Source organism: Epibacterium sp. ABZ3_068, from assembly GCF_056159265.1.
The window spans coordinates 1,053,576-1,080,193 of sequence record NZ_JBSWUV010000001.1; the positions used below are offsets into that span (position 1 = coordinate 1,053,576).

The following is a 26,618-nucleotide window of genomic DNA, read 5'->3' on the forward strand; positions in this document are numbered from 1 at the left end:
CAAGGGTCCTGTCAGAAAGTCATCCGGGATTGGGTCGCAGGGCGCTACAGCGCGCCCATCACCTTTTGATTAAAGCCGAACACTTTGCGCGCGCCGGAAATTGGGATCAGCTGTATTTCACGTGCCTGGCCGGGTTCAAATCGCACCGCGGTGCCGGCCGCAATATCAAGCCGCATGCCATGCGCGGCGGCGCGGTCGAAATCAAGACCCGGATTGGTCTCGGCAAAATGATAGTGGCTGCCCACCTGCACCGGACGGTCGCCGGTGTTGGCGACCATCAGCGTCACCGCCTCAGCTCCTTCATTCAGAGTGATCTCACCCTCTGCCGGAAACAATTCACCTGGGATCATTTGCGCCCCCACAGGTAGCTTGCCCCTATCGCTACAATTCCAGCAGCTATCGCCAATGCAATCCAGGTCTCGGCCCCATGCGGATGAACATGTGCCCCACCATGAGCCAGCGCCGGACCAGCGGTGAAGGTGGAGGCAAGTGCGAGAGCATGCAGTCGTTTCATTTTTGTTTCCTGTCAGAAGATGTCCCGGTTCGTAACAGTTACGTCCAGGTGGTGTTTCACTATCGAATAGGGTTGTGAACGGTGACCAATTTAGTCCCATCCGGGAAAGTAGCCTCAACCTGGACTTCGTGGATCATCTCGGGCACGCCTTCCATACACTGATCCCGACTGATGACCTGGGCCCCGGCCTGCATCATCTCAGCCACGGACCGGCCATCGCGTGCGCCTTCCACCACGGCATCGGTAATCAGCGCGATGGCCTCGGGGTGGTTCAGCTTGACGCCGCGCGCCAGCCGCTTTCGCGCGACCTCAGCGGCCATGGCCACCAAGAGCTTGTCTTTTTCACGCGGGGTCAGATTCATCTGTTTTTGCCTTTCACGTCAAATCCTTCAAAAGTCACAACCGCCAACTGCGAGGCAGGGTTTGACCGGTGAGCCGATCAAGAATGGGAACAAGGGATTTGCGCAAGTGGAAACCATCCGCCCCAAGCATGCGCAGAACCAGCACATTTTCCGATAAAAGAGACGCGCCACCTGCCTCGGGCAAAAGGGCGCGCACAACGTCAAGATGGGCTTCAGCTTCCGGTGCGACATAGATCACGGAGGCCATGGCACAGCCACCGTTGGCCACCGCAGGACGATCTAGCTGTGCCTGAATATCCGGCCCCAGATTAAGTCCATCCAAGTAGATCGGCTGGCCCCCGCGTTTCACCGAGATCCGGTCCCACAGGCGCGCATTGTGAACGGTTTCACCCATCGCCGTTCTCCCGAACACCAATGGTTCCACCATCAAAAAACGGGCATCGGCGGCCAGATCCACATGCAGCCGCCGGTTTAGCGCGGAGCCTTCGAAAATGAGTGTTTCCTGCGGCAACCACCTCAGAAATGCGCCGGCCTCTGCGCTCAGATGCGTCACGAGTTGACCCGTTTGCCCTTCCAATGCGCGATATGCGCGTTCAGCGGCTTGGGTTGTCAGGGTGAGCTGACTGCCTGCACCCGCAGTCGCCTGAATTTCGAAACGGTCGCCGCCGGTAATACCGCCTGACGTATTCACAAGAACGGCCTCAACGTCAGAGCGCCCATGTGGAAAAACGATCCGCAAAGAACCGGTTTGGAAAAGGTCACGCAGTGCCGAGATCTCGCCCCGACAATGAGTTGTGACGCAGGCACGCCCAATGGCTCGCGGCGGCTGTCCGGAGCTATCCTTTACCTCAGGCAACGGTATTGGCGCACAAACTGTAATGGTCCCACCCATAGTCCAAACTCTCTCGGACGTAAGATGATCATTTATTCAGCGCCCCGACTATTTGCACAGCTTGGAGATAGATTACCCTGCCTTAATATGGCTATATTTTGTGCGAAAAACAAAAGAAAGGCGCTAAATTAATCGCATTCCGTCTGCGCCTGTCGTGTCGTCTTGCGCAGCCGGGGCGTTATTCCGATTAAGCGGGTTTCACGCAGACGGTTGGGATCCTCAATCCGTCGCAACATCAACTCGACCGTTAATTGTGCGACGTCATCGGCGTCTTGCCGCAGCGTTGAAAGGCTATTTCCCAGCCACGCAGCCTGCGGAATGTCGTCAAAGCCAAGCACCTGGATCTGTTGAGGCACCGAAATCCCATAATTCTGGCGTAGACCGTCCAGCAGGCCCAGCGCCAACAGGTCAGTTGTAGCAAAAACCGCATCAGGCCGGGTGTCCGCCTTCATCAGATCATCGGCAGCGCTCACACCGGCCTCGTAATCCTGACTGACGACAGGAACATGCAGGCAAGGAAACCCACCGATATTACAGTTGCGCGCAAAAGCCAGCGCACGACCTGAGACTGAATAGGTCGGGCGTTGCGGCAACAAAACCGCAAACTGTGAGCCGCCACATGTACGCAGAATGTCAAAGGCCATTTTCCCGCCCTGCTCAACGTCCATCTGAACACGATCGGCATCATGATCCCCTTGGTCCCGGTTTATCAAAACCACCGGAACTGACAGGGCGGAACACTCTTCGATGATTCCCGCCGGCGGCGTGTCAGAAGTCACGATCATCCCGGACACCGCGTAATGCAAAAGCCGGTCCATCAGACCTGTCAGATCGTCGCTGTCTTCGGCCGCAACCAAAACGGGGCTGTACCCGTGGTTTAACAAATGCTGTGCCAGCACCCTGACCTGCGTGGCACGATACGGGGTATCAAGGCGTGACGCCACGATACCCACCAGTTGCGAAGACGACCCCTGCAACCCCCGCGCCAGATAATTCACGCGGTATCCCAACTCGTCGGCAGCGGCGAGGACCTTCTGACGCGTTTCTTCGGCCATGCGCCCCCGGCCAGAAAACGCGCGTGACACCGCCGAACGATGAACGCCTGCCAGGCGTGCCACATCAAAGGAAGTGGGTTTCTTATTTGACCGATCCGTCATGGGCGCGTTGTTAGCCGACCAGGGTTACATTTGGAAAGGAACTGCGCATTCCGAACCAGTTTATCCCAACCCGTTGTGACAATCCGGCCAAAATCGGCAGGGCGCGCTCCTGTCTGGTGCTCGCCATTCGATTTCAGCCGACGTTCGAACATCTCAGGCCATCAGGCGCTGTGTTCAAATGACCTGCTAAACCGTGCAATCAGCTCGGCAAGCTGCGGGTTATCGACATAGGACGCAGCCTCGCATGCCGGATGCCACGCCCGCTCGCGACTGCATTCGGCCCATAAGCCGTCCGAGAGTTCTTCTTCAACCCGCATGGCGTGAAGCTGAACAGTACAGACGGCGCCCCATTTTGGCACGCTGTACCGTCCTAAAACCTGATTGGATACAGGTCCGGTGACCCCGGCCTCTTGTAGCGCTTCCTTTGCGGCTGACACTTGTGGAGAAAAACCAGGCTCACAAATTCCCTTGGGAATGCCCCAACGCCGTCGGCTCTTGTTCGACACCAGCAAGATACGCGCTCCGCTCTCGGTCAACCGATAGGGGATGACACCGGATTGAGTGTAATAATACGCCGGACGCGGGCGGCGCTCTTTGGCAGCAGGTGTTGGATAGGGGAACCCTTCCGGCAGATCTGTATCCATAACGATCTGATCCAATTCCGCCTTCACGATCCGCCCGGTAGAGCCGTCCAAATCCACCGACAGTATCGCAAGACACCCAAGGCCAAAGCCCTGCGCCCCTGTTTGCCCGACCAAATGCAAGATCAAATCCTGCATTGCCGCCTCATGACCAAAGTAAAGAACATCGTCGCGCATCAAATGGCGGGACAGAATGTCGATCTGCTCGGTCAAACCGGGGCGATAGAGCCATTTGTTATAAAGGATCCGACGCACGGGTGTGCCGCAGACCTTGGCCGCCTTTTCCGCGCTCAAACGTGTCCGCGCAGCGGGCGACGCAATGATTGGACACTCGATACCATGCTCTGCCAGATAGGACCCGAACTTCTGCGCCAAACGTTTGGCCGAGGGACGCAAGGGACGGGACACATCCTCCCCCTCCCAGCCGCGTTCCGTTTTACCATGACAGATCAGTATAAGGGTTCGATGATGTCGCATCCTCCGCTCCTTTCCGTCTGGAAAAGAGTATAGCAGAAAACAGCGCCGCGGTCAGGTCATAGAGATCAGCGCAGCGCTGACCAGATCCGGGTCATAGCGCGTAGGTCGGTCAATATTGGCCAATGGTGCGCAAACGCAGGCGATTCCATGATCACGCTCTATACGTTCGGCCTCTTCAGCGACAAACGAACTTGTATCACACAGAACCAGAGACAAGAGATCCTCAGCCGGGCAGTCGCCGCCTGTGTCATGGCGCAACACCGCCAAGAGAGCATCGACCTGGTCGCCCAAAGTCATCCCCGGGCATTCAGGATCCGCGCCCAGACTTGGAATATAAACCTTGGGCACGTGCCTTCGCGCAATGGCGCGGCCTGTTTCCTGCGGCAAAAGATTTGCCAGAATCGAACTGTAAAGGCTCCCTGGCGAATAGCAGATCAGGTCGGCTTCCTTGATCAACTTGCGGTTCCGTTTCGGCAGCTTCACCATATCGCGTGAAACCCGCTGGCCATTCTCCAAAAGGAACAATTCTGAAATAGGAGCCGCGATCGGCGCAACTTCCTTCCCGGTTAGGTTACGCTGGCCGTAAATCGTTGTGCCATCGGCAAGAACAGCACCCAGATCGAGGTTCCGGTCGATGATGGATCGCACCGTACCTTTGACGGCAACCATTTTTGACATCAGGAACAGGACAGGCTCCAGCGCACGGTCATTGGCCAGATATCCGCCCGCCAGAATCAAATTTCCGATGCTGGCACCGGCAAGGCAGAAGTCCGCACTGCGATGGGTTTCGAACTGCTTGAGCTGCGTCAGGATCAGACTGCGCATCGGCTGCGAAATGGCGCGCATCAGGGGGTGCCGTCCGGACAGAAGGTCCGCAAACTCTTCCTGCAATGCGGCAGGCGCGCCGTCCTTGTCAAAGCGATAGGTAAAAAGGCGGAAGATATCCGGCTGCCCCAATACGGTTTCATCCGCCAGAGCCATCAGGCGGCTGCGCAAGTCCCCAACCGCCGGCATGTTGAATTCTTGCCGCAACACCTGTGAACTGCCGCCGCTGTCAAAAGGGGTGATCAAATGTATGGAGTTGTGCGTATAATGTTTCAGCGCACGGGAGATATCGTTCAAAGCACTGCCGCCGCTGAAAAACAGCAGTCGTGGACCCAGATTAGGTAGGCTTTTGGCACGCGAGACCCGAAGCGTATCCGGCAATTCGACCTTGCGGGTGATTTTCAGGTGCGCCACAGGGGAAAACTCCAACAATTTGGGTCCGAAGTATCATAAACCTTTTGCAAGACAATCCTATTACGCAATGAACGAGACACAACAGCCATATCTGAAACCGATCCGCCCCTGTGTAAGGGCGGTTATTCTGCGTGCAGGGCAGGTGCTGGTGCAAGTAAAGGAAAAACCGGGCAAGGGGCGATATTTGACCTTGCCCGGTGGTAAACAAGAGGTGGGTGAAACCCTGATACAATCCCTGATCCGCGAATGTCTGGAAGAGGTTGACGCAGTGGTTTCTCCCATTCGTCTTTTGGGTATTGCAGATGTCTTCAAGCCCAAGTCAACCGGTCTGCGGCACCAGCTTGAGGTGCTGTTTCTGTGCGGTGTTGATCCAGATTACCAACCTGCCTTGGGCCCAAATCCGGATCCGTCACAGGTTTCGACTCGCTGGGCAGACCCTGTCAGCGAAGCCATTTCTTTTCGGCCTGCCTATGCGCCCTTTTTACGTGCGGACCTGAAAATAGAATATCTGGGGACTTTTGATGCGTAACCTACCGCGCCCGGTGCGCGAAAACCTGCATTTCCTATGCGCTGAACTTGACGGGCAGCTTACAAGCCTTGAAGCCTATTTTGATGACCCTCAGCCTGCACGGGCGCAGAAAGTCATCCTGCGAGCGGGCTATTCTTATAACCTTTGGTCTCGTGTCCAAAGGGGGTGTCAGGAGGCAGTAAAAGGCAAACGAACCCGGCGTGACACGCAATTGCTGATGCACAATTGCTCGCTCGTGGCACAGAATTTGGATCTGATCGCCCGTATGGCGCGCCGCTGTCTGCAACACGCGGAAGTCGTGGAACGGCCCGAGCTGCTGCGCCCGGAGGCCTACCCCAAAACGATCAAAGCCTTGCGCAAACACATCAAGGACATCATTCCCGCAATTGAAGCCCGCGACAGCGAGCGTGCTATCAAAATCGGTCAGGCAAAATCGGATCTCGATGCGCTTTATGACCAGCTTTTTCGCACTCTGACCCGAGACATGCGCAAGATCAAACAGACAGAAGATCTGTCCAACAGCCTTTTGGCCGCCAATGAAGTGCGACGTATGGGGGATGCGCTTCAAGGCATCAGCGAAGCGATCCTGTCGGCCTCCATCGGACAATCCGTGCATTTTGATCGCTACTTCACGTTAAAGAACGTCCTTTCGGACGCGGCAAGCAATCATGGGGAAGTGGAGCTGGAACCCCTCGCTGAAACCCGCTCAGGCAGCGCAATTTCTGCCATACGCTCCAAATCAGGTCCGCGCGACCAGATTGACGCGGTGTTCAAGGATGGCGAGCTGGCAAAAGTGAAAGAAGAGCGCGCAGGGGTCAAAAGCTGGGAAGCGATCTATCCCGGTCTTGCCCCCAAAATCCTATCCTACAAGAAAAACGGCCAGTCGGCTGCTTTGCTGATTGAATACCTTCAAGGCCAGACATTCGAACATGTTGTTTTGAACGAAGACGACGCGACCTTGGAAGAGGCGCAGAATGCGCTGGCCCGGACCCTGCGCGATGTTTGGAAACGCACGCGGCATAATGAACCGGCGGAAATGGCCTCGATGAAGCAGTTGCGGGCAAGGATGGGGGATGTGCATCGGGTCCATCCGGAGTTCCGCACCAAGTCCGCACGGATCAATGGCCTCCAATTGGCAAGCTTTGACAGCCTTCTAAAGCGAGCTGAAGTGCGCGAACAGGTTTTGCCCGCCCCGTTCTCAGTTCACATCCACGGTGATTTCAACCTGGACAATGTGATCTTTGACATCAGCGACAAGCGGATACATTTCATCGATCTGCACCGTTCACGTTATATGGATTACGTGCAGGATGTGTCGGTCTTTATGGTATCGAATTACCGGCTTCAGATCCAGGACGCCGACATCAGGCGTCGGGTCGCGCATGTGGCCAGCGATTTTCACAAGATGGCGGCAAAATTTGCCAAATCCCAGAACGATAGTTGTTTCGAATACCGGCTGGCGTTGGGGTTGGCCCGCAGTTTTGCATCCTCTACACGGTTTGTCTTCGACAAGGCACATGCCCGTCGCATGATGGTGCGCGCGCGATATCTACTTGAAAAAGCGGTGAGCTGCCCCGAAGGAAAAGAAGCACGGCTGAAACTGCCGATAAAGGAGCTTTTCAGTGACTGAACTCAAAATCGGGGTGGTTGGCATACCCGGAAAATGGTCCACCGAGGCCTTGGCCGATGCAATTGAAGCCAAAACAGGGTTTCGCCAGGTAATTGATATGGGGGCCGTGGCGCTCGATCTGGATCGAGAGCGGCTGATGCACGGTGACGACGACCTATGCACCTATGACGCGCTGATCATCAAGAAGATCAGCGAGGTCTATAGCCCCCATGTATTGGATCGTCTGGAGCTGTTACGCTTTGCAGAAGCGAGAGGTGTCAAAGTCTTCTCCAAACCCGAAGCGATAATCCGGTTGATCGACCGACTGGCGTGTACCGTGTCCTTGCGGATGGCGGGCATCCCAATGCCACGTACTGTTGTGACCGAAGACCGGGATGCCGCACTGGCTGTCGTAGAAGATTATGGCAGCGCAGTGTTCAAACCGCTCTATTCCACCAAAGCGCGGGGAATGACCCTGATCAGCACAGGCGATGCAGATGCGATTGCGGCTTTCGCGGCTGAGCATCCGGTCATGTATATTCAGGAGAAGCTGGATCTGTCCGGACAGGATCTGGGCATGGTTTTCCTAAATGGCGAATACCTGTGTACCTATGCCCGTGTCTCTGGGTCTGACACATGGAACACCACGATCCATTCCGGCGGCAAATATGCGCCTTTTGAACCAGACGCAGAACTGATTGAACTGGCCCGTCGGGCGCAGGACCCTTTTGGCCTGACCTTCACGACCGTTGATGTGGCGCTGACGGACCAGGGACCCATTGTATTCGAAGTCTCGGCCTTTGGCGGGTTTCGTGGTGTACGCGACGGATGTGGGCTGGATGCCGCGGCACTGGTCACAGATCATGTAATTGCAAAGGTAAAGCAGTGAAGACAGCTGACGTTCTCCTCCAACTCGACCGATCCGAACTTGATACGGCAGAGCCTATTTTCATCAGCGTCGGCCATATCTGCGTAAGAGTACGTGTACGCCCTCCTCTGGCTGACGAGCTGCGCGGCTACTTTGCCGATGCGCTGACGGCCCCCACAGAGACGGCACTGGCAGTTGATATTCTTGAGGGGCAGAGTTTGGTGCCCGAACCGGATTGGATTGACTGGCAGCGTGAACCGGGGAAAACAGGTCGTAAAGATACCTACTGGGAACTGGAAGACGGACGTCTCATCCACAAGGCGCGCACTGGTGTTACCTTCCTGCAATCCCATAACCACATGATCGCATTTGGCCCGACATGCGCCAACCCGAACCAGGTTGTGAACTTCATCAACACGCAGATACTGAACCAGTGTAAGCGTGAAGGGTGGCAGATCTGCCATGCCGCCGCCGTTACCAACGGAGAGCGTTCCCTGGCCATCGCCGGCCTGTCAGGAGGTGGTAAATCCAGTTCGATGTTGCGGATGATGGATATTGATAGCGTGCGTTATGTGACAAACGATCGGCTTATGGTCCAAGCCGGCAAAGACGCGCCACGCTGCCTTGGGATTCCCAAACATCCGCGGATCAATCCAGGCACTATTTTGGGAAATGCACGCCTGCATCCGATGCTGGGCGCTGCTGACATGGCCAGGCTTAAGGCCATGGATGCAGGTGAGCTTTGGGATCTGGAAGAGAAACACGATTTGATTGTACCGGAAATCTACGGGCCTGACCGCATACAGTATGCTGCGCCGCTTACAGATTTCTGGGTGTTGAACTGGCAACGCAACAGCCAGTCGCCAACGCAGGTGATGCCGGTCGCTTTGGAAGACCGTCCAGATCTTCTGGCCGCGATTATGAAAAGCGCGGGCCCCTTTTTCCAAGAAAACTCAGGTCGTTTCCTGCCAAATAACTCGGCGCTTGACCCAGAGGGCTATTTACAGGCCCTGAAGGGTGTGCGCGTCAGTGAAGTCTCTGGCGCGATCGATTTTGACAAATTGGCAGGGCTTGGCGCGAACCTGTTTGCAAACGCTACCACTTCGCGCTGATCATCCCGAATAAGAGCTTCAAGCTGCCCAAGAAACCCTGCTCAACGCAAAAGCATCTGCACCTTCAAGGCAGCGTTGCGCAGGGTCGCGGGTGCTCAGTCTGAGCCGTCACCATCAGGATAGAAACCACACGCTTCCCGTGGGGGACAGTCCGGTCCGTCGCTATGCGGCCCCTATCTTGGGGGCCAAGGATCGCCCATCACGGCACGTCTCAAGCCTGGCCGTTACTGCACTGTTACAATGGCAATGGTACATGGTTCCACTGCGGTGGGGCCAGCACTCCCTGCCGACACAAAAAGAGACACCGTTGGACTAAAGGACCTGCGCCTTGCACACCTATCAGCTTCTGCGGCCTTATGGCGGGCCGCTGTTGCCACCTGTTTTCGATGCGTTCTGCGAATTCGACCCCCTTCCTCAGAACTGCGAAGCCTGGCCTGTGTCAGAAGCACACTCAGGCGGCAGGCTTCTGGACTTTCAGACCTCTCTGGTTGCATCAAACAAAAGCAACTGGACCTGGCCCAAACAACCCGTGGTCTTTGTCTCTGACCCACATGCCGATGCCGAGAGCTTTCTGCGATCCCTGGTGGCCGCAGGCGTGATCTGCCGAACTGGAACTGGCCTATCGGATTTTACCCTGACCGGATTTGGTCATCTGGCCCATGTTGTGGTTGGTGGCGATTGTCTGGACAAAGGGCCATCCAACCTGGACATGCTGGATGCGCTCTCGGCACTGTTTGCAGTCGGTGCAAAAGTCACACTGCTTGCCGGCAATCACGATCTGCGGTTGATGCTGGCCGTACGCTCACTTGCGACTCCTCGAAACCCGCTTACTGAGCATCTTTTTGTACGTATGGGGCGCAAGGCGCTGCCGTTAATGCGCGAAATCTGGGAGCGATACGGAAGCAGCCAGCGTATGGCTCGCCTGCCCGGAGAAGACAAATGCCGTGACCGCATCTGCCCAGGCACTGATTGGTTTGAACAGTTCCCGACAGCGGCGGCGGCACATCTTTCTCCAGAGGCTATCGACAAGGAACTGCGCCGCCTGCGCGACAAAGGCAGTGAATTTGCTCAGAACGTGGCGGACGAAGGTCTCAGCATGCGCGAGGTCTTTGGAGCCGCGCTTTTGTGCCACGAGCTGTTTCTGCAACCCAACGGTGACTATTACTGGTTTTTCCAGCGGATGGATGTGATCCTGCAAACCGGGTCACTGCTGTTTGTGCATGCCGGGCTGGATGACAGTATGTGTAAACTGCTGGTAACCGAGGGACAGGCTGCAGTAAACGGACGCTTCCGTCAGGAGGCCAAGAAAGACCTGTTTGCGTTTTACTTCGGGCCTGTGGCGAACCTGGTGCGCACGAAGTACCGAAAATCCGACAAGGAGCTGTCAGAGCATGGCGTTCGCCTGTTGCATCAAGCCGGGCTAAAGCTGGTGGTACAGGGGCATGTAAACAATCACAGCGGTCAGCGCCTTTTGGCAAAACAGGGTCTTCTGCATCTTGAAGCCGATGTTACCCTGGACAGGGCCTCCCGCGCCCGCGAGGGTCTGTCGGGGATTGGCGCAGGCGCAACTTTGATCTATCCATCAGGGGACATCATTGGCCTCAGTTCGGATTACCCGAAGGCCAAGCATTTCCATCCCTATTGCGCGGCCCTGCGCCAGAATATGTCACAGGCTGCCCAACACGAAAAAGAGATCGCCTGACATGGGATATGCTGACGGTAAGTTTCGACATGAATCGCTTCAGGACCAGAAGACGATCAAGGGTCTTTTGGAGGCGATCACCAAAGGTATCGGCAAAGGCGAACTGACCCTGGGTGAAGGCGATGACGAACTGGTTCTGCCTATTGATGGTTTGATGACTTTGCGCCTCAAGGCGGATCGGTCAGACGGCCAATGCAAGGTCGAAATGCGGATCAGTTGGAGCGAACAAGCTGAAAAACCTACAAAATCCGCAGCTCCGACCATCAAATAATCAGACTGAGACCTTGGCCAGCAATGCTTCACGCCCCGTTTCTGCACGCGCGGCGTTGTGGACGACCTTACCGCGTGTCAGCACAACAAAATGGTCTCCAAGCTCGTAGCCGAAATCAAAAAACTGCTCGACCAGGACAATCGCCATGTCGCCACGTTCCCGCAGGTATTTGATGACCTCGCCGATCTGCTTGATGATATTGGGCTGAATGCCTTCTGTGGGCTCGTCCAACAACAACAGCTTGGGCTTGGTGATCAACGCACGGGCAATCGCCAGCTGCTGCTGCTGCCCACCTGACAGGTCACCACCACGTCGGTTCTGCATCTCTTTCAGCACTGGAAACAGCTCATAGATCTCATCCGGGATCACATGCTCGCTGCGCTCCAGGCAGGCAAATCCGGTTTCCAGATTCTCCTTCACCGTCATCAGCGGAAAGACATCGCGCCCTTGTGGGACATAGCCCACGCCCATTTGTGCCAGATGGTGGGCCGGAGTGGATTTGGAAACCGACTGCCCGTTCAACACCATCTCCCCCCCCGAACGTGCATGCGTGCCGGAAATTGCCTTGAGGAGGCTGGTTTTGCCAACGCCATTGGTGCCCATCAGACAGGTCACAGCACCCGCCTGCGCTTCCATCGAGATATCATATAGGATCTGAGAGTGGCCGTAGTGCAAGCTCAGATTTTCAAGTTTCAGCATAGTTTAACGTCCCAGATAGACTTCGATGACTTCGGGGTTCTGGGTCACGTGATCCAGCGATCCTTCAGCAAGAACTGACCCTTCGTGTAACACGGTCACTTTGCAATTCAGGCGGCGCACGAACTCCATGTCATGTTCCACCACAACAACCGCGCGAGTTTTGGCAGCCTCGACCAGCATGGATGTGGTCTTTTCCCGTTCTGCAGGGGTCATCCCCGCCGCGGGCTCATCCACCAATAACAAGCGCGGCTCTTGCGCCAGCAACATGCCGATTTCCAGCCATTGCTTTTGCCCATGGCTCAACTCACCCGCGATGCGCGTCAGCTCATCCGTCAGGCCGATCTGTTCCGCCAGCGCCTCGATCCGGTCAGCACCCTGTTTGGTTTTGCGATAAAACAATACCTCAAACGGGCCGCGCGGGTTCTTCAGCGCCATGGCCAGGTTTTCCCGCACGGTTTGAGCTTCAAACACCGTGGGTTTCTGGAACTTGCGCCCCACTCCTTCGCGGGCGATTTGGCTTTCGGACATCCCGATCAGCGAGATGTTTTTCTCCCCAAATACAATGCGGCCATCGTCCGGTTTGGTCTTGCCCGTGACAATATCCATAAAGGTCGTCTTGCCCGCTCCGTTTGGGCCAATAATGGCGCGCAGTTCTGGCTCGCCAATTTGAAACGACAGATTGTTGATCGCCTTGAACCCGTCAAACGAGACGGACACACCAGAGAGTTCGAGAAGCGTGCTCATTTGACCTCTCCTTTCAACCGGTCAAACAGGGATCCGATGCCACCGGGGAAAAAGAGCGTTACCGCAACGAAACTTGCGCCCAGCAGGACCAGCCACCATTCAGTCCATTGGATGGTGTAAAAGCCCAGGTTGATATTGGGCGCGCCACCGCCGGTGAACCAGCTCGCCAACAAGGACACAAAGGCCGCGCCGATGACGGAACCATAAAGCCGTCCGCGCCCGCCGATTGCGACCCAGACCGCCAGATAGATCGAGGCAATCGGCGCAACCTCGGTCGGGTTGATGATGCCTGCCTGCGGGTAATAGAGCGCGCCTGCAATACCGGCCACAATCGCCGTCAAAGTAAAGACGAACAGCTTATAGCTTTCGACGTGGTAGCCCAGGAAGCGCACCCGCACCTCATCATCGCGCACCGCGCGGACCACGCTGCCCATTTTGCCGGACAGAACCCGCGCAAACAGCAGATACCCCGCGCCCAAAGCCACCGCAGATGCCCAGAAAAACACGATGGAAACCGTCGATTGCGGCACATGGTCAAAGCCGGGAATATTCTGCAAGCCCGACAGCCCGTTATTGCCGCGCAGACCAGAATCGTTTTGCAACAGGTACAAGGACAGCGCCAGCGTCATCGCCTGTGTCAGGATCGACAGGTATACGCCCGTGACGCGGCTACGAAACGCCAGCCAGCCAAACACCAGCGCAAGAACGCCAGGCACCAACACCACCATCAAAAGCTGCAGCACCAAAGAATGGGAGAACATCCAGATCGCCGGAAATTCAGACGCTCCCACCACACCAAAAATCTGGGCTGCAATTGCATCCTGCACCTCGCCCGGTGTCGGAGGGATCACGCTTGAGGCCATGCTGGTTTCGACAATTGCCTCGGTCCGGGCATACATCAGCCACATGCCAACCGAATAACCGCCGATGCCAAAGAAGGCAAAATGGCCAAGCGACAGGATCCCGCAATAGCCCCAGACCACATCCATCGCGATGGCAATCAGGCACAGGCATAAGACCTTGCCCAAAGTCTTCACAAACGAGGTGGAGATCACCGCAGAACCGGTCCCCTCGGCCAAGAGCGTGACCACAACGGTGAACAGGCCAAGGGCTGCCAGGAACCACATCACGGATGGGTTTTGCGCAAGAAAAGAACGTTGCATCAGATCAATCTCCCGCCGCGCGGCCTTTGAGGGCGACGATGCCCTTGGGCCGGAATTGAATGAACAGGATGATAAAGAGGATCATATAAGTCTGCGCCGCCAGGGTGTTGGAGGGGTTCAACCATTCGACTCCTTTTTGGAAGCCGCCGATCATGGTCGCCCCCGCAAGCGTGCCCCAGACATTGCCGACGCCGCCCACAACCACCGTCATAAAGCTTTGAACAATGTAATCGGCCCCCATTTCAGACGTCACCTTGGCATAAAGCCCGATGGCCACCCCGGCGATGCCGGCAATCCCGGAACCAAGGCCAAAAGTCAGCATTTTGATCTTCTCTGGGTTAATCCCCATCGACGCCGCCATGCGTGGGTTCTGCGTGACCGCGCGCACCTCAAGCCCCAGCCGCGTGCGTTTCAAAATGAACAGCAACAGGCAGAGGAAGGCGAGCGCCAGAACAAAGATGGCAATCCGGATATAGCTGATCTGGATCACATCATTGATCACCCAGGCCCCGTCCAGCCACCCCGGAGAGGTCAAAGGCCGCGCCTGGGTGCCAAAGATGTTTTTGGCCAGCTGCTGCAAGGCGATGGAAATCCCAAAGGTCGCCAGCAAGGTCTCAAGCGGGCGATTGTAAAGCCAACGGATGACCAGCCGCTCCATCGCGACACCTGCGCCAAAAGTCACCGCAAAGGCCAGCGGCAGCGCCACAATCAGTGAAAGCGTGTAATCCGGAACGATCTGCTGCACCACATACCCGGTATAGGCGCCCATCATGATGAACTCACCATGGGCCATGTTGATCACACCCATCACGCCAAACGTCACCGCCAGGCCAATGGCGGCCAGGAAATAGATCGACGCAAGCGAGATCGCATCCAGCCCGATATCTGCGGTTTGGCTCAGCCCCACGCGGGTTTTAACACTGGCTTGCGCGGCTTCTGCCGCCTCGGTAATGGTTGGGTCGCTTTCGACATAAACGGTGTAAAATCCCCAGTCAGCAAAGGCCGCATCCATCGCTGCGGCATCCACACGGGCTGGAACTGCACCCTCTTTCACCAAGCCGTCATAGGCCCGCAGGCGCATGTCATCACTGTCCAGCTGTGCAACAGGCACGCCGCCCACGGTGCCACCATTCAGATTGGCCTCCAAAGCGCGGCGGATGTCAGCGGCGTCTACGCGGGCGGGCAGATCATGGTCATCGACCAACATCTGATAGGCCACGTCGCGCGCGAGACCACCCTCACCCGGCGTCAGGATCGACGCGACATTGGTGCCATCTAGAAGATCTTGGGCCACCAGTGTCTTGGTCTCAAGGATCTGCGACAGGACCGCGCGTCCTTCCACGCTAAGATCGCTTGAAAGATTTTGAATTGCGGTCACACGGATTGTCGGGGTCTCTCCAAACCGGGCCTGCAGGTAATTGGCTAATTTCTGTTTGCGCGATTTCAGCGCGGCGTCTTGCTCTCCATCAATCGAGGCCATCAAGGGGCCCAATTGCGCCGGATCCAGTGCCCGCGCCAAAGCATCCAACGCTTGCGTGCGGCGGGCAATATCAGGATCACTTAATTGAAACGCCACCAGAGCTGAACCGATTTCGCGACGGACGCCGCCGTTGGGCTTGATCTGCTTGGCGTTCTTTTGATCAACGCCTGCTACGGCTTCCTTACCCGTGTCTACGTCCAGCAGGGTCAAACCGTCGCTATCGCTTGTGCCAATATAAAACTGATCATCTTGGGTCAGCACATAAATGGACTTATCCTGCCAGGCTTCCAGAAATCCCGGAACCGTTGGCAACCCGGACGCGACCAGCGCATCCAGCACCAGTCCAACTGTTTTACGGGAGGGTTTGATGATGACGTCGCGGTGGCTTTGCAACAGGTTCTGCAGCTCTTGTGCAGACACAGCAAAAGGCAGCCACGCCACGGCAATGACGAGTATGAGAAGTCGCAACATAGGAGAGTTTTGCCCTGATCCGGGGCCAGTGGCACAAACATGCACCACTGGCCGGTCTTGGGTGAATTAATAGTTCGAGGTCAGCTGAACGCAGGTCTTGGTTTCAGTATTGTACATACCGCAACCCAGATCTTTCCAGTCAGACTTCAGAACAGCCGACTCCGGCAGGAAATCGGTCCAGGCATCGCCCGGGACTTCTGTGGTCTTGGAGATAATATCGAACTGCCCGTCCGCCTGAATCTCACCGATCAGAACCGGTTTTGCCAGGTGATGGTTCGGCAGCATAACCGCAGTCCCGCCGGTCAGGTTCGGGAACTCTTGGCCATACATTGCGGTGCGGACCACATCCACGTCTGTGGTGCCAACCGCTTCGACTGCATTTACCCACATGTTGAAGCCGATGTAATGGGCTTCCATCGGGTCATTGGTCACACGCTCGGCGCCCGCATATTCTTTCCATGCGTCGATAAAGGCAGCATTGGCTTCGGTTTCAGCGGACTGGAAGTAGTTCCATGCCGCCAGATGACCAACCAGATTGGACGTATCCAGACCCGACAGTTCTTCTTCACCGACGGAGAATGCCACAACCGGCAAATCGTCAGCGGACACACCCGCCGCGGCCAGTTCCTTGTAAAAACCGATGTTGGCGTCGCCGTTGATGGTGGAGATCACACCAACCTGTTTGCCACCTTCCCCGAGGCCGACAACATCAGAGACAATTGTCGCCCAGTCCGAATGGCCAAACGGCGTGTAATTCACAAAGATGTCTTCCTTCGCGATACCCTTATCCTGCAGGTATTGCTCTAGGATGTTGTTTGTAGTCCGCGGATAGACGTAGTCGGTGCCCAGCAGCGCAAAACGTTCGATGCCAAGCTCTTCGAGGAAGTAGTCCACCGCCGGGATCGCCTGCTGGTTTGGCGCTGCACCGGTGTAGAACACGTTCTTGGAGCTTTCTTCGCCCTCATACTGCACCGGGTAGAAAAGCAGGCCATTCAATTCTTCGATCACCGGCAAAACGGACTTACGTGAAACAGACGTCCAGTTTCCAAAGATCACGTCAACGTCGTGAACGGTCAACAGTTCGCGCGCCTTTTCAGCAAACAGCGGCCAGTCAGATGCCGGGTCAACGACAACCGGCTCAATCTGGCATCCCAGAACCCCACCAGCTTTGTTCTGCTGGTCGATCAGCATCAGCATAGTGTCTTTCAGCGTGGTCTCCGAGATCGCCATGGTACCGGAAAGCGAGTGCAGAACGCCAACTTTTACAGGGCAATCCGCAGCAGCCGCCGCACCAGCGACCAGCAGAGAAGCCGCAGTTGTTGCCATAAGTTTGGTGAAACGGGTCATGTCATTCCTCCTGGCGGGCACAAGCAAACTGCATTGCACCCAAAGGCACAAAGGCGTAGCAAGGTCCCGCAACAATGTTGCATTTGGTGTGGCGGCTTAATCGAGGTCCAATTCGCAAGGCCGTCACACGCTCATGCCTGAGGTTTTCCTCTTTGGGTCATGAGCGCTCTTACTATGACCTCCTCTGCTGCCTAGAAATCAATCATTCGGATCACCGGTTTCTGCGAGATGGCCCCTATGTCTATTTTTTAAGCACCCCTTCCGTCCCAAGTCCGAAAACTGAGCAAAATGCGTCGCATTTTCGCTCATTTGCTAGGCGCAGCCCAGCGTCTGCTCAGCAAAGGGGCGACAGACAAACAGCAAAGATTGTCTTTTAAACGTAGATATTTGCAACAACCGTGTGCGTAAATTCGCCTTCGCTCTCACCGATCCTATGGCATTGTTTGAACTCATATGAGTTTCGCACAAAAAACGCCCGCTGCGATTCGACGCAAGCGGGCGTTTTGAGTGTAAAAGCGGCCACCGATCAGGTGGCCGCAGCTAACGTTTTGATCAATCGCGGCTTTCCGGGGTTTCCACCAGATTGTCCAGATCGTCGGCAACATCGTCTTCGACAACGGGAGCAGCCAGAGCAGCAGCGGCAGCGGCTTCTTCGCGACGGGCTTCCAGAACCACGTTGTCGCGCGCCTGAGCAACCTGACGCATGCGCTGGGTTGCACCACCGGTACCGGCCGGGATCAGACGACCCACGATGACGTTTTCCTTCAGGCCAACCAGCTTGTCCTTCTTACCCTGAACCGAGGCTTCGGTCAGAACGCGGGTGGTCTCCTGGAAGGAGGCCGCCGAGATGAAGGAACGGGTCTGCAACGACGCCTTGGTGATACCCAAGAGGATGGGTTCACCTTTGGCCGGACGCTTGCCACGCGCAATCGCCTTTTCGTTGGCGTGATCGAACTCTTGCTTGTCCACGTGCTCACCTTTCAGCAGCGTGGTCTCGCCGGAGTCTGAGATCTCCCACTTTTGCAGCATCTGGCGAACGATCACCTCGATGTGCTTGTCGTTAATCTTCACACCTTGCAGGCGATAAACGTCCTGAACTTCGTCGATCATATAGTTCGCCAGAGCCTCGACACCCATAATGGACAGGATGTCGTGCGGCGCCGGGTTACCATCCATGATGTAGTCACCCTTCTGGACGAAATCGCCTTCCTGAACAGGAATGTGCTTGCCCTTGGGGACCATATATTCGACGGTTTCAAGCGTCTCATCGACCGGCTCGATCGAGATGCGGCGTTTGTTCTTGTAGTCGCGGCCAAAGCGCACGTGACCATCGATTTCGGCGATGATCGCGTGATCTTTCGGACGGCGCGCTTCGAACAATTCCGCAACCCGTGGCAGACCACCGGTGATGTCCTTGGTCTTGGCACCTTCACGCGGAATACGCGCAACGATGTCACCAGCCTGCATCTCCTGCCCATCTTCACAGGACAGAATTGCGTCCACCGACATCGGGTAGGTGACCGGGTTACCCAGCTCGTTACGGATCGGTTCACCGTCGCTGTCGATCAGGATGACCTCAGGCTTCAGATCAGATCCCTTCGGAGCCGCACGCCAGTCGATCACAATCTTCTGGGTCATGCCGGTGGCTTCGTCGGTCTCATCACGCACCGCCAGACCAGAAACCAGGTCGACGTATTTTGCAGTACCGGCTCTTTCCGCAATGATCGGCAGAGTGTAAGGATCCCACTCATACAGCTTATCGCCGCGCGAAATCGTCTGACCTTCTTTGACAAACAGCTTGGAGCCGTAGCCGAGCTTGTGGCTCGCACGCTCTTCGCCGTGCTCATCTTGGATGATCAGCTTCATATTGCGGCCCATAACCAGGATCTCGCCGTTGGCGTTTTCCAGGATATTGGGGTTCTCAAAGACGATCTTACCTTCCTGGCTTGCTTCCTGGAAAGACTGTTGACCACCCTGCGCAACACCACCGATGTGGAAGGTCCGCATCGTCAGCTGTGTACCAGGTTCACCAATCGACTGCGCCGCGATGATACCGACGGCTTCGCCTTCGTTCACCTTGGTGCCGCGTGCGAGGTCACGACCGTAACACTGGGCGCAAACACCCTCTTCGCTTTCACAGGTCAGAGGCGAACGGATGCGCATTGACTGAACACCGGCTTCCTCAATCGTGTCAGCCATACGCTCGTCAATGATCTGACCAGCTGCGACCAGGATCTCTTCTGTCCCTGGACGCTTGACGTCATCTGCCGCAACACGGCCCAGAATACGTTCGCCGATGGATGCAACAACCTCGCCATCGTTCACAGCCGCTTGGGCAGTGATCGCACGGTCGGTGCCGCAGTCATTTTCACGAACGATACAGTCTTGGGCCACGTCCACCAGACGGCGTGTCAGATAACCGGAGTTCGCGGTCTTCAGAGCCGTATCCGACAGACCCTTACGGGCACCGTGGGTCGAGTTGAAGTACTCAAGAACGGTCAGGCCTTCTTTAAAGTTCGAGATAATCGGTGTCTCGATGATGTCGCCATTTGGCTTGGCCATCAGGCCACGCATACCACCCAGCTGCTTCATCTGCGTAACAGAGCCACGCGCACCAGAGTGAGCCATCATGTAAACCGAGTTCGGCTCCATGACAGCGCCATTCTCGTCCCGCTTGTCGGCAGAGATGGAGCCCATCATCGCTTCGGTGACTTTGTCGTTACACTTCGACCAGGCATCCACAACTTTGTTGTACTTTTCACCCTGAGTGATCAGGCCGTCCATGTACTGCTGTTCAAAGTCTTTCACCTGATCACGGGTTTCATCCACGATGGTCCATTTGGTATCGGGGATCACCATGTCGTCCTTACCGAACGAGATGCCAGCCTTGAACGCTTCGCGGAAGCCCATGGTCATGATCTGGTCACAGAAGATCACGGACTCTTTCTGACCGCAGTAACGATAGACGGTGTCGATGACCTGCTGAACTTCTTTCTTCCGCAGAAGACGGTTCACCAGTTCAAACGGTGCCTTCGCGTTTTTCGGCAACAGCGCACCCAGACGGACACGGCCCGGCGTGGTTTCAAAGCGCTGATAGACTTCATTGCCTTCTTCGTCGATTTGCAGAACACGAGCAGTGACTTTGGAGTGCAGGTGCACTTCACCAGCGTCCAGCGCGTGCTGAACTTCGTCCATAGTGCCGAAGACTTTGCCTTCACCCACCATGCCTTCGCGCTCGAGGGTCAGATAGTAGAGACCCAAGATCATATCCTGCGACGGAACGATGATCGGTGCACCGTTTGCAGGCGAAAGAACGTTGTTGGTGGACATCATCAGAACACGTGCTTCCAGCTGAGCCTCAAGGCTCAGCGGGACGTGGACCGCCATCTGGTCCCCGTCAAAGTCCGCGTTAAACGCCGAACAGACCAGCGGGTGCAGCTGGATCGCCTTCCCTTCGATCAGCGTGGGTTCAAACGCCTGGATACCCAGACGGTGCAGCGTCGGCGCGCGGTTCAGCATGACCGGGTGCTCGCGGATCACCTCGTCGAGGATATCCCAAACTTCCGGACGCTCTTTCTCAACCAGCTTTTTCGCCTGCTTCACGGTGGAGGACAGACCTTTGGCCTCCAGACGCGAATAGATGAACGGCTTGAAGAGTTCCAAGGCCATTTTCTTGGGCAGACCACATTGGTGCAGCTTCAGTTCCGGACCGGTCACAATCACCGAACGACCAGAGAAGTCGACGCGTTTACCCAAAAGGTTCTGACGGAAACGACCCTGCTTACCTTTCAGCATGTCAGACAGCGATTTCAGCGGACGCTTGTTTGCGCCGGTGATTACGCGGCCACGCCGGCCGTTGTCGAACAATGCATCCACGGATTCCTGCAGCATCCGCTTTTCGTTGCGCACGATGATATCAGGCGCGCGCAATTCGATCAGACGCTTCAGACGGTTGTTCCGGTTGATCACACGACGATAAAGGTCGTTGAGGTCAGACGTCGCAAAACGCCCCCCATCCAGCGGCACCAGCGGGCGCAGCTCTGGCGGGATCACTGGCACAACCGTCATGATCATCCACTCTGGGCGGTTGCCGGATTCCAGGAAGGATTCCACAACTTTCAGACGTTTGATGATCTTCTTGGGCTTCAGTTCACCGGTTGCCTCAGCCAGTTCAGCACGCAGCTGCTCTGCCTCGGATTCCAGGTCGATCAGGGACAGCATTTCACGGATCGCTTCAGCGCCAATATTGGCAGTGAAGGCGTCCATACCGTACTGGTCCTGGGCATCCATGAATTCTTCTTCGGTCATCATCTGGCCGTATTGCAGGTCAGTCAGACCCGGCTCGATGACAACGTAGTTTTCGAAATACAGAACCCGTTCCAGATCACGCAGGGTCATGTCCAGCATCAGGCCGATACGCGACGGAAGCGATTTCAGGAACCAGATGTGCGCAACAGGCGCTGCCAGTTCGATGTGGCCCATACGCTCACGGCGTACTTTTTGAAGGGTAACTTCAACACCACATTTCTCGCAGACAACGCCGCGATATTTCATGCGCTTATATTTGCCGCACAGACATTCATAGTCTTTGATCGGGCCAAAGATACGCGCGCAGAACAGACCGTCACGTTCGGGTTTGAACGTCCGGTAGTTGATGGTTTCTGGCTTTTTGATTTCGCCATAGGACCACGACAGGATCCGTTCCGGCGACGCCAGCGAGACTTTGATTTCATCAAAGACTTTGGGCGGGGTCAGCGGGTTGAACGGGTTGTTGGTGATTTCCTGGTTCATTTCGATACCGCTCCTTCAGGAGTGCAGATGAAGGTTACCTTGGTGATGCCACGCCGTTCGCCAAACTCAAAAGAAAGGTCCATGTCTCTCTTTCTCAGTTTTGGCTGGTCGTGTAGCTCCCAAAGGCAATTGCATATTCCGTAGATTTGTTCGCGCGCTTGGTTGCGCCCGATATGCCCTCTGAATTTGGCGTTGAACTTATGGGTAACAGAAGTGCTCAAGAGAGCTTTCTCATAGTTACTCGTACATTCAAAATGCTCGTTCTTGGCGTTTGCAACAGAAGCAAACACCAGAACGAAGATCATGGTGCCAAATTTAACGGGCGCTGAGATCACTCTTCTACCTCAGCATCCAGGAGTTCCATATTCAGGCCGAGACCCCGGACTTCTTTCACCAGAACGTTGAACGATTCTGGGATGCCTGCCTCGAAGTTGTCTTCGCCCTTGACGATGCTTTCATAGACCTTAGTCCGGCCCGCCACGTCATCCGATTTCACGGTCAACATTTCCTGCAGGGTGTAGGCGGCACCGTAAGCTTCCAGAGCCCAGACCTCCATCTCACCAAAGCGTTGACCACCGAACTGTGCCTTACCACCCAGCGGCTGCTGCGTAACAAGCGAGTACGGACCAGTGGAACGTGCGTGGATCTTGTCGTCGACCAGGTGGTGCAGTTTAAGCAGGTATTTGACACCTACTGTCACCGGACGCGCGAACTGTTCACCGGTGCGGCCGTCAAACAGGATCGACTGACCAGAGGTGTCAAAGCCCGCACGTTTCAGCGCATCGTTGACATCCAGTTCCTTGGCGCCATCGAAAACCGGTGTGGCGATTGGAACACCGCGGGTCACATTGCCTGCAGCTTCCACCAGTTGGTCCTCTTCCATGTTCATGATGCCTTCTTCGTAGACATCTTCACCATAGGCCAGACGCAGCGCTTCACGCACCGGCGTCAGGTCACCAGAACGACGGTAGTCCTGCAGAGCATCGTCAACTTTGATGCCCAGACCGCGTGCGGCCCAACCCATGTGTGTTTCAAGGATCTGACCAACGTTCATACGCGACGGAACACCCAGCGGGTTGAGACAGAAGTCAACCGGCGTACCATCTGCCAGGAACGGCATGTCTTCCATGGGAACAACGCGGGAGATAACACCCTTGTTCCCGTGACGACCGGCCATTTTATCACCAGGCTGCAGCTTGCGCTTCACGGCGATGAAGACTTTGACCATCTTCATCACGCCCGGCGGCAGGTCGTCACCACGACGAACTTTTTCGACCTTGTCCTCGAAGCGAGCATCCAGAGCACGTTTCTGTGCTTCGTACTGCTCGTTCAGGGCTTCGACGATCTGTGCAGACTGTTCGTCTTCCAGCGCCAGCATCCACCATTGGCCGCGCGGCATGGAATCCAGCAGCTCTTCGGTGATTTCAGCACCGGCACGGATGCCTTTGGGGCCTTTGACGGCAACCTTGCCGACCAGCATCCCACGCAGACGCGCATAGATGTTGCGGTCCAGGATCACCAGTTCGTCGTCGCGGTCACGGGCGAGGCGTTCAACTTCCTCACGCTCGATCTGCAGAGCACGTTCGTCTTTTTCCACACCATGGCGGTTAAAGACGCGTACCTCAACAACGGTACCGTAATCACCCGGTTTCACACGCAACGAGGTATCGCGGACGTCAGATGCTTTTTCACCAAAGATGGCGCGCAGCAGCTTCTCTTCCGGGGTCATTGGAGATTCACCTTTGGGGGTGATCTTACCAACAAGGATGTCGCCCGGTTCTACATCCGCACCGATGTAAACGATGCCTGCCTCATCCAGGTTACGCAGCGCTTCTTCACCAACGTTGGGGATGTCGCGAGTGATCTCTTCCGGACCCAGTTTCGTGTCACGAGCAGCGACTTCGAATTCCTCGATGTGGACCGAGGTAAAGACGTCGTCACGTGCGATACGTTCCGAAATCAGAATGGAGTCTTCGTAGTTGTAACCGTTCCAGGGCATAAACGCGACAACCACGTTTTTACCCAGAGCCAGTTCGCCCATATCCGTGGACGGACCGTCGGCAATCACTTCGCCCTTTTGAACCGTGTCACCAACCTTCACCAGCGGACGCTGGTTGATGCAGGTGTTCTGGTTCGAACGCTGGAACTTGCGCATGCGGTAGATATCCACACCCGCATCACCCAGTTCGAGGTCGGAGGTTGCGCGAATAACGATACGCTGGGCGTCAACCTGATCGATGATGCCTGCACGTTTCGCCTGAATCGCAGCACCGGAGTCGATCGCCACTTTCTCTTCGATACCGGTTCCCACCAGCGGTGCTTCTGCGCGCAGCAGCGGAACCGCCTGACGTTGCATGTTCGAGCCCATCAGAGCACGGTTCGCGTCATCGTTTTCAAGGAACGGGATCAGAGAGGCCGCAACCGATACCAACTGCTTCGGCGAAACGTCGATCAGATCGACCGCATCGCTTGGCGCCATTGTATAGTCACCGGACTGACGTGTGTTTACCAGATCGTTAACGAACTTGCCGTCCTCGTCCAGGGTCGCGTTCGCCTGCGCAACAGTGTGGCGCATTTCTTCGGTCGCCGACATGTAATGCACTTCGTCGGTGACCTTAGAGTCGACAACTTTCCGATACGGGGTCTCGATGAAGCCGTATTTATTGACACGGGCAAAGGTCGCGAGCGAGTTGATCAGACCAATGTTCGGGCCTTCCGGCGTTTCAATGGGGCACATCCGACCATAGTGGGTCGGGTGAACGTCACGCACTTCAAAACCGGCACGTTCGCGGGTCAGACCGCCGGGGCCAAGCGCCGACAGACGACGCTTGTGCGTCACTTCAGACAGCGGGTTGGTTTGGTCCATGAACTGCGACAGCTGCGAAGAGCCAAAGAATTCACGAACAGCTGCCGCTGCCGGTTTTGCGTTGATCAGATCTTGCGGCATGATGGTGTCGATCTCGACCGAGGACATACGTTCCTTGATCGCACGTTCCATCCGCAGCAGGCCAACACGATATTGGTTTTCCATCAGCTCGCCAACGGAGCGCACACGACGGTTACCAAGGTGGTCGATATCGTCGATATCGCCTTTGCCGTCACGCAGCTCAACCAGAGCCTTGATACATGCGATGATGTCTTCCTTGCGCAGGGTACGCATGGTGTCTTCGGCATCCAGAGCCAAACGCATGTTCATTTTTACGCGGCCAACAGCCGACAGGTCGTAGCGCTCGCTGTCAAAGAACAGCGTGTCGAACAGTGCTGACGCGGCTTCGACGGTGGGCGGTTCACCCGGGCGCATTACGCGGTAGATGTCCATCAGCGCGGTATCACGACCCATGTTTTTGTCCGCAGCCATCGTGTTGCGGATGTATGGACCGACATTGACGTTGTCGATATCAAGAACCGGAATGTCGGTGATGCCCGCATCCATCAGCTCTTTCAAAGAACCGCCAATGATGTCGCCATCCTTGTCGTATTCCAGCGTCAGTTCATCACCGGCCTCGACATAGATCGCGCCGTTTTCTTCGTTGATGATGTCTTTTGAGACAAATTTACCAACGATGTGATCAAACGGAACCAGCAGCTCGGTGATGGAACCTTCGTCGATCATCTTTTTCACAGCGCGCGGCGTCACTTTTTTACCGGCTTCGCAGATGATCTCACCGGTGGCGGCGTCAACCAGATCATAGGTCGGGCGGGTACCACGCACGCGCTCGGGGAAGAACGGGGTCACCCAGCCGCGTGTTTTTTCAAGCTTGAAAGGAACCGTATCATAGTAAGCATCACAGATGCCTTCCTGGTCCAGACCCAGCGCATAAAGCAGGGTAGTCACAGGCAGCTTGCGGCGACGGTCGATGCGGGCGAAGACGATGTCTTTTGCGTCGAACTCGAAATCCAGCCAAGAGCCGCGGTACGGAATGATACGGCAAGCGAACAGCAGTTTACCCGAAGAATGGGTTTTGCCCTTGTCATGGTCAAAGAACACGCCCGGCGAACGGTGCATCTGAGACACGATCACGCGCTCGGTGCCGTTCACGACAAAGGTCCCGTTCGGGGTCATCAAAGGCATATCGCCCATGAAGACGTCCTGTTCCTTGATGTCCTTAACGGATTTGGCACCGGTGTCTTCATCAACATCAAAGACGATCAAACGCAGGGTAACCTTCAGCGGCGCGCTGTAGGTCATGTCGCGCTGCATACATTCGTCAACGTCGTATTTCGGCTTCTCCAACTCGTATTTCACGAACTCCAGAACGGATGTTTCGTTGAAATCCTTGATCGGGAAAACAGATTGAAAAACGCCCATGATGCCTTCGCCGTCAATAGGCATGTCGGCATCACCCGAGCGCAGGAAAAGGTCGTAAGAAGATTTTTGGACCTCAATGAGGTTCGGCATATCCAGAACTTCACGGATTTTGCCGTAATATTTCCGAAGACGTTTCTGGCCAAGGAACGTTTGAGCCATGTCAGATGTCACCTTTCGATGTTCTCATGAGACAAGAACGCCGCCGGGCTCCGGCGCCTTGCCCATACGAGACAGCGTGTTC

At 55.9% G+C, this 26,618-nt stretch carries 21 protein-coding genes; 6 read left to right on the forward strand and 15 right to left on the reverse strand.

What is annotated here, in order from left to right; translation table 11 throughout:
* Positions 1–44: 44 nt before the first annotated feature.
* The 7 genes from ACXAEW_RS04925 to ACXAEW_RS04955 all read right to left on the reverse strand — a co-directional run bounded on the left by ACXAEW_RS04925 (position 45) and on the right by ACXAEW_RS04955 (position 5,282).
* Entirely contained in the window at positions 45–350 is a 306-nt protein-coding gene (locus tag ACXAEW_RS04925) for an urease subunit beta (RefSeq protein ID WP_474940265.1), read from the reverse strand.
* Positions 347–514 carry a hypothetical protein gene (locus tag ACXAEW_RS04930; protein ID WP_474940266.1) on the reverse strand — a complete coding sequence of 56 codons (168 nt, stop codon included), beginning with the start codon at positions 512–514 and terminating at the stop codon, positions 347–349. Before ACXAEW_RS04930 ends, ACXAEW_RS04925 begins: the two co-directional genes overlap by 4 nt.
* Positions 515–573: 59 nt before the next feature.
* Positions 574–876, reverse strand: a complete 303-nt coding sequence (locus ACXAEW_RS04935) for an urease subunit gamma (RefSeq protein ID WP_474940267.1) — start codon at positions 874–876, stop codon at positions 574–576.
* A gap of 34 nt (positions 877–910) precedes the next feature.
* Positions 911–1,768 carry an urease accessory protein UreD gene (locus tag ACXAEW_RS04940; protein ID WP_474940268.1) on the reverse strand — a complete coding sequence of 286 codons (858 nt, stop codon included), beginning with the start codon at positions 1,766–1,768 and terminating at the stop codon, positions 911–913.
* Between the two features lie 128 nt (positions 1,769–1,896).
* Positions 1,897–2,925, reverse strand: coding sequence for a LacI family DNA-binding transcriptional regulator (locus ACXAEW_RS04945; protein WP_474940269.1), 1,029 nt, complete (start codon positions 2,923–2,925; stop codon positions 1,897–1,899).
* Between the two features lie 161 nt (positions 2,926–3,086).
* A complete protein-coding gene (locus ACXAEW_RS04950) occupies positions 3,087–4,043 on the reverse strand; it encodes an NUDIX domain-containing protein (RefSeq protein ID WP_474940270.1) in 957 nt (318 codons plus the stop codon).
* A 51-nt stretch (positions 4,044–4,094) separates the two neighbouring features.
* Entirely contained in the window at positions 4,095–5,282 is a 1,188-nt protein-coding gene (locus ACXAEW_RS04955) for a GAK system CofD-like protein (RefSeq protein WP_474940271.1), read from the reverse strand.
* 67 nt (positions 5,283–5,349) lie between these two features.
* Between ACXAEW_RS04955 and ACXAEW_RS04960 the strand changes: the two genes are divergently transcribed.
* The 6 genes from ACXAEW_RS04960 (at position 5,350) to ACXAEW_RS04985 (ending at position 11,373) form a co-directional block, all read left to right on the forward strand.
* Entirely contained in the window at positions 5,350–5,811 is a 462-nt protein-coding gene (locus ACXAEW_RS04960; RefSeq protein WP_474940272.1) for an NUDIX domain-containing protein, read from the forward strand.
* Positions 5,804–7,441, forward strand: coding sequence for a phosphotransferase (locus ACXAEW_RS04965; RefSeq protein WP_474940273.1), 1,638 nt, complete (start codon positions 5,804–5,806; stop codon positions 7,439–7,441). The genes ACXAEW_RS04960 and ACXAEW_RS04965 overlap by 8 nt, the downstream gene beginning before the upstream one ends.
* A complete protein-coding gene (locus ACXAEW_RS04970; RefSeq protein ID WP_474940274.1) occupies positions 7,434–8,309 on the forward strand; it encodes a GAK system ATP-grasp enzyme in 876 nt (291 codons plus the stop codon). The genes ACXAEW_RS04965 and ACXAEW_RS04970 overlap by 8 nt, the downstream gene beginning before the upstream one ends.
* Positions 8,306–9,400 carry an HprK-related kinase B gene (locus tag ACXAEW_RS04975; RefSeq protein WP_474940275.1) on the forward strand — a complete coding sequence of 365 codons (1,095 nt, stop codon included), beginning with the start codon at positions 8,306–8,308 and terminating at the stop codon, positions 9,398–9,400. Before ACXAEW_RS04970 ends, ACXAEW_RS04975 begins: the two co-directional genes overlap by 4 nt.
* Positions 9,401–9,728: 328 nt before the next feature.
* Positions 9,729–11,102 (forward strand): metallophosphoesterase, encoded by a 1,374-nt coding sequence (locus ACXAEW_RS04980; protein WP_474940276.1) that lies wholly within the window; start codon positions 9,729–9,731, stop codon positions 11,100–11,102.
* A 1-nt stretch (position 11,103) separates the two neighbouring features.
* A complete protein-coding gene (locus tag ACXAEW_RS04985; RefSeq protein WP_474940277.1) occupies positions 11,104–11,373 on the forward strand; it encodes an amphi-Trp domain-containing protein in 270 nt (89 codons plus the stop codon).
* On the opposite strand, the gene urtE is transcribed toward ACXAEW_RS04985, so the two are convergent.
* From urtE to rpoB, 8 genes are all read right to left on the reverse strand, one after another.
* Positions 11,374–12,072, reverse strand: a complete 699-nt coding sequence (urtE, locus tag ACXAEW_RS04990) for an urea ABC transporter ATP-binding subunit UrtE (protein WP_474940278.1) — start codon at positions 12,070–12,072, stop codon at positions 11,374–11,376.
* A gap of 3 nt (positions 12,073–12,075) precedes the next feature.
* Complete coding sequence (gene urtD / locus ACXAEW_RS04995) at positions 12,076–12,816, reverse strand: urea ABC transporter ATP-binding protein UrtD (protein ID WP_474940279.1); 741 nt, start codon at positions 12,814–12,816, stop codon at positions 12,076–12,078.
* Positions 12,813–13,979, reverse strand: coding sequence for an urea ABC transporter permease subunit UrtC (gene urtC, locus ACXAEW_RS05000; protein ID WP_474940280.1), 1,167 nt, complete (start codon positions 13,977–13,979; stop codon positions 12,813–12,815). Before urtC ends, urtD begins: the two co-directional genes overlap by 4 nt.
* A gap of 4 nt (positions 13,980–13,983) precedes the next feature.
* Positions 13,984–15,930 carry an urea ABC transporter permease subunit UrtB gene (urtB, locus tag ACXAEW_RS05005; RefSeq protein ID WP_474940281.1) on the reverse strand — a complete coding sequence of 649 codons (1,947 nt, stop codon included), beginning with the start codon at positions 15,928–15,930 and terminating at the stop codon, positions 13,984–13,986.
* 66 nt (positions 15,931–15,996) lie between these two features.
* Positions 15,997–17,277, reverse strand: coding sequence for an urea ABC transporter substrate-binding protein (gene urtA / locus ACXAEW_RS05010; RefSeq protein ID WP_474940282.1), 1,281 nt, complete (start codon positions 17,275–17,277; stop codon positions 15,997–15,999).
* A 552-nt stretch (positions 17,278–17,829) separates the two neighbouring features.
* Positions 17,830–22,068: a DNA-directed RNA polymerase subunit beta' gene (gene rpoC, locus ACXAEW_RS05015; RefSeq protein ID WP_474940283.1), complete on the reverse strand. Its 4,239-nt coding sequence runs from the start codon at positions 22,066–22,068 to the stop codon at positions 17,830–17,832.
* Entirely contained in the window at positions 22,065–22,403 is a 339-nt protein-coding gene (locus tag ACXAEW_RS05020) for a hypothetical protein (RefSeq protein ID WP_474940284.1), read from the reverse strand. The genes rpoC and ACXAEW_RS05020 overlap by 4 nt, the downstream gene beginning before the upstream one ends.
* Positions 22,400–26,536, reverse strand: coding sequence for a DNA-directed RNA polymerase subunit beta (gene rpoB / locus ACXAEW_RS05025; RefSeq protein WP_474940285.1), 4,137 nt, complete (start codon positions 26,534–26,536; stop codon positions 22,400–22,402). Before rpoB ends, ACXAEW_RS05020 begins: the two co-directional genes overlap by 4 nt.
* Between the last annotated feature and the right edge of the window lie 82 nt (positions 26,537–26,618).

Excerpts from the sequence above, each read along its gene's own strand:
- ACXAEW_RS04945 (WP_474940269.1), bottom strand. The coding sequence starts at position 2,925 with ATGACGGATCGGTCAAATAAGAAACCCACTTCCTTTGATGTGGCACGC.
- urtB (WP_474940281.1), bottom strand. The coding sequence starts at position 15,930 with ATGTTGCGACTTCTCATACTCGTCATTGCCGTGGCGTGGCTGCCTTTT.
- ACXAEW_RS04940 (WP_474940268.1), bottom strand. The coding sequence starts at position 1,768 with ATGGGTGGGACCATTACAGTTTGTGCGCCAATACCGTTGCCTGAGGTA.
- ACXAEW_RS04960 (WP_474940272.1), top strand. The coding sequence starts at position 5,350 with ATGAACGAGACACAACAGCCATATCTGAAACCGATCCGCCCCTGTGTA.
- rpoC (WP_474940283.1), bottom strand. The coding sequence starts at position 22,068 with ATGAACCAGGAAATCACCAACAACCCGTTCAACCCGCTGACCCCGCCC.
- ACXAEW_RS04950 (WP_474940270.1), bottom strand. The coding sequence starts at position 4,043 with ATGCGACATCATCGAACCCTTATACTGATCTGTCATGGTAAAACGGAA.
- ACXAEW_RS04925 (WP_474940265.1), bottom strand. The coding sequence starts at position 350 with ATGATCCCAGGTGAATTGTTTCCGGCAGAGGGTGAGATCACTCTGAAT.
- ACXAEW_RS04985 (WP_474940277.1), top strand. The coding sequence starts at position 11,104 with ATGGGATATGCTGACGGTAAGTTTCGACATGAATCGCTTCAGGACCAG.
- rpoB (WP_474940285.1), bottom strand. The coding sequence starts at position 26,536 with ATGGCTCAAACGTTCCTTGGCCAGAAACGTCTTCGGAAATATTACGGC.
- urtD (WP_474940279.1), bottom strand. The coding sequence starts at position 12,816 with ATGAGCACGCTTCTCGAACTCTCTGGTGTGTCCGTCTCGTTTGACGGG.
- urtE (WP_474940278.1), bottom strand. The coding sequence starts at position 12,072 with ATGCTGAAACTTGAAAATCTGAGCTTGCACTACGGCCACTCTCAGATC.
- ACXAEW_RS04930 (WP_474940266.1), bottom strand. The coding sequence starts at position 514 with ATGAAACGACTGCATGCTCTCGCACTTGCCTCCACCTTCACCGCTGGT.
- ACXAEW_RS04935 (WP_474940267.1), bottom strand. The coding sequence starts at position 876 with ATGAATCTGACCCCGCGTGAAAAAGACAAGCTCTTGGTGGCCATGGCC.
- urtC (WP_474940280.1), bottom strand. The coding sequence starts at position 13,979 with ATGCAACGTTCTTTTCTTGCGCAAAACCCATCCGTGATGTGGTTCCTG.
- ACXAEW_RS04965 (WP_474940273.1), top strand. The coding sequence starts at position 5,804 with ATGCGTAACCTACCGCGCCCGGTGCGCGAAAACCTGCATTTCCTATGC.
- urtA (WP_474940282.1), bottom strand. The coding sequence starts at position 17,277 with ATGACCCGTTTCACCAAACTTATGGCAACAACTGCGGCTTCTCTGCTG.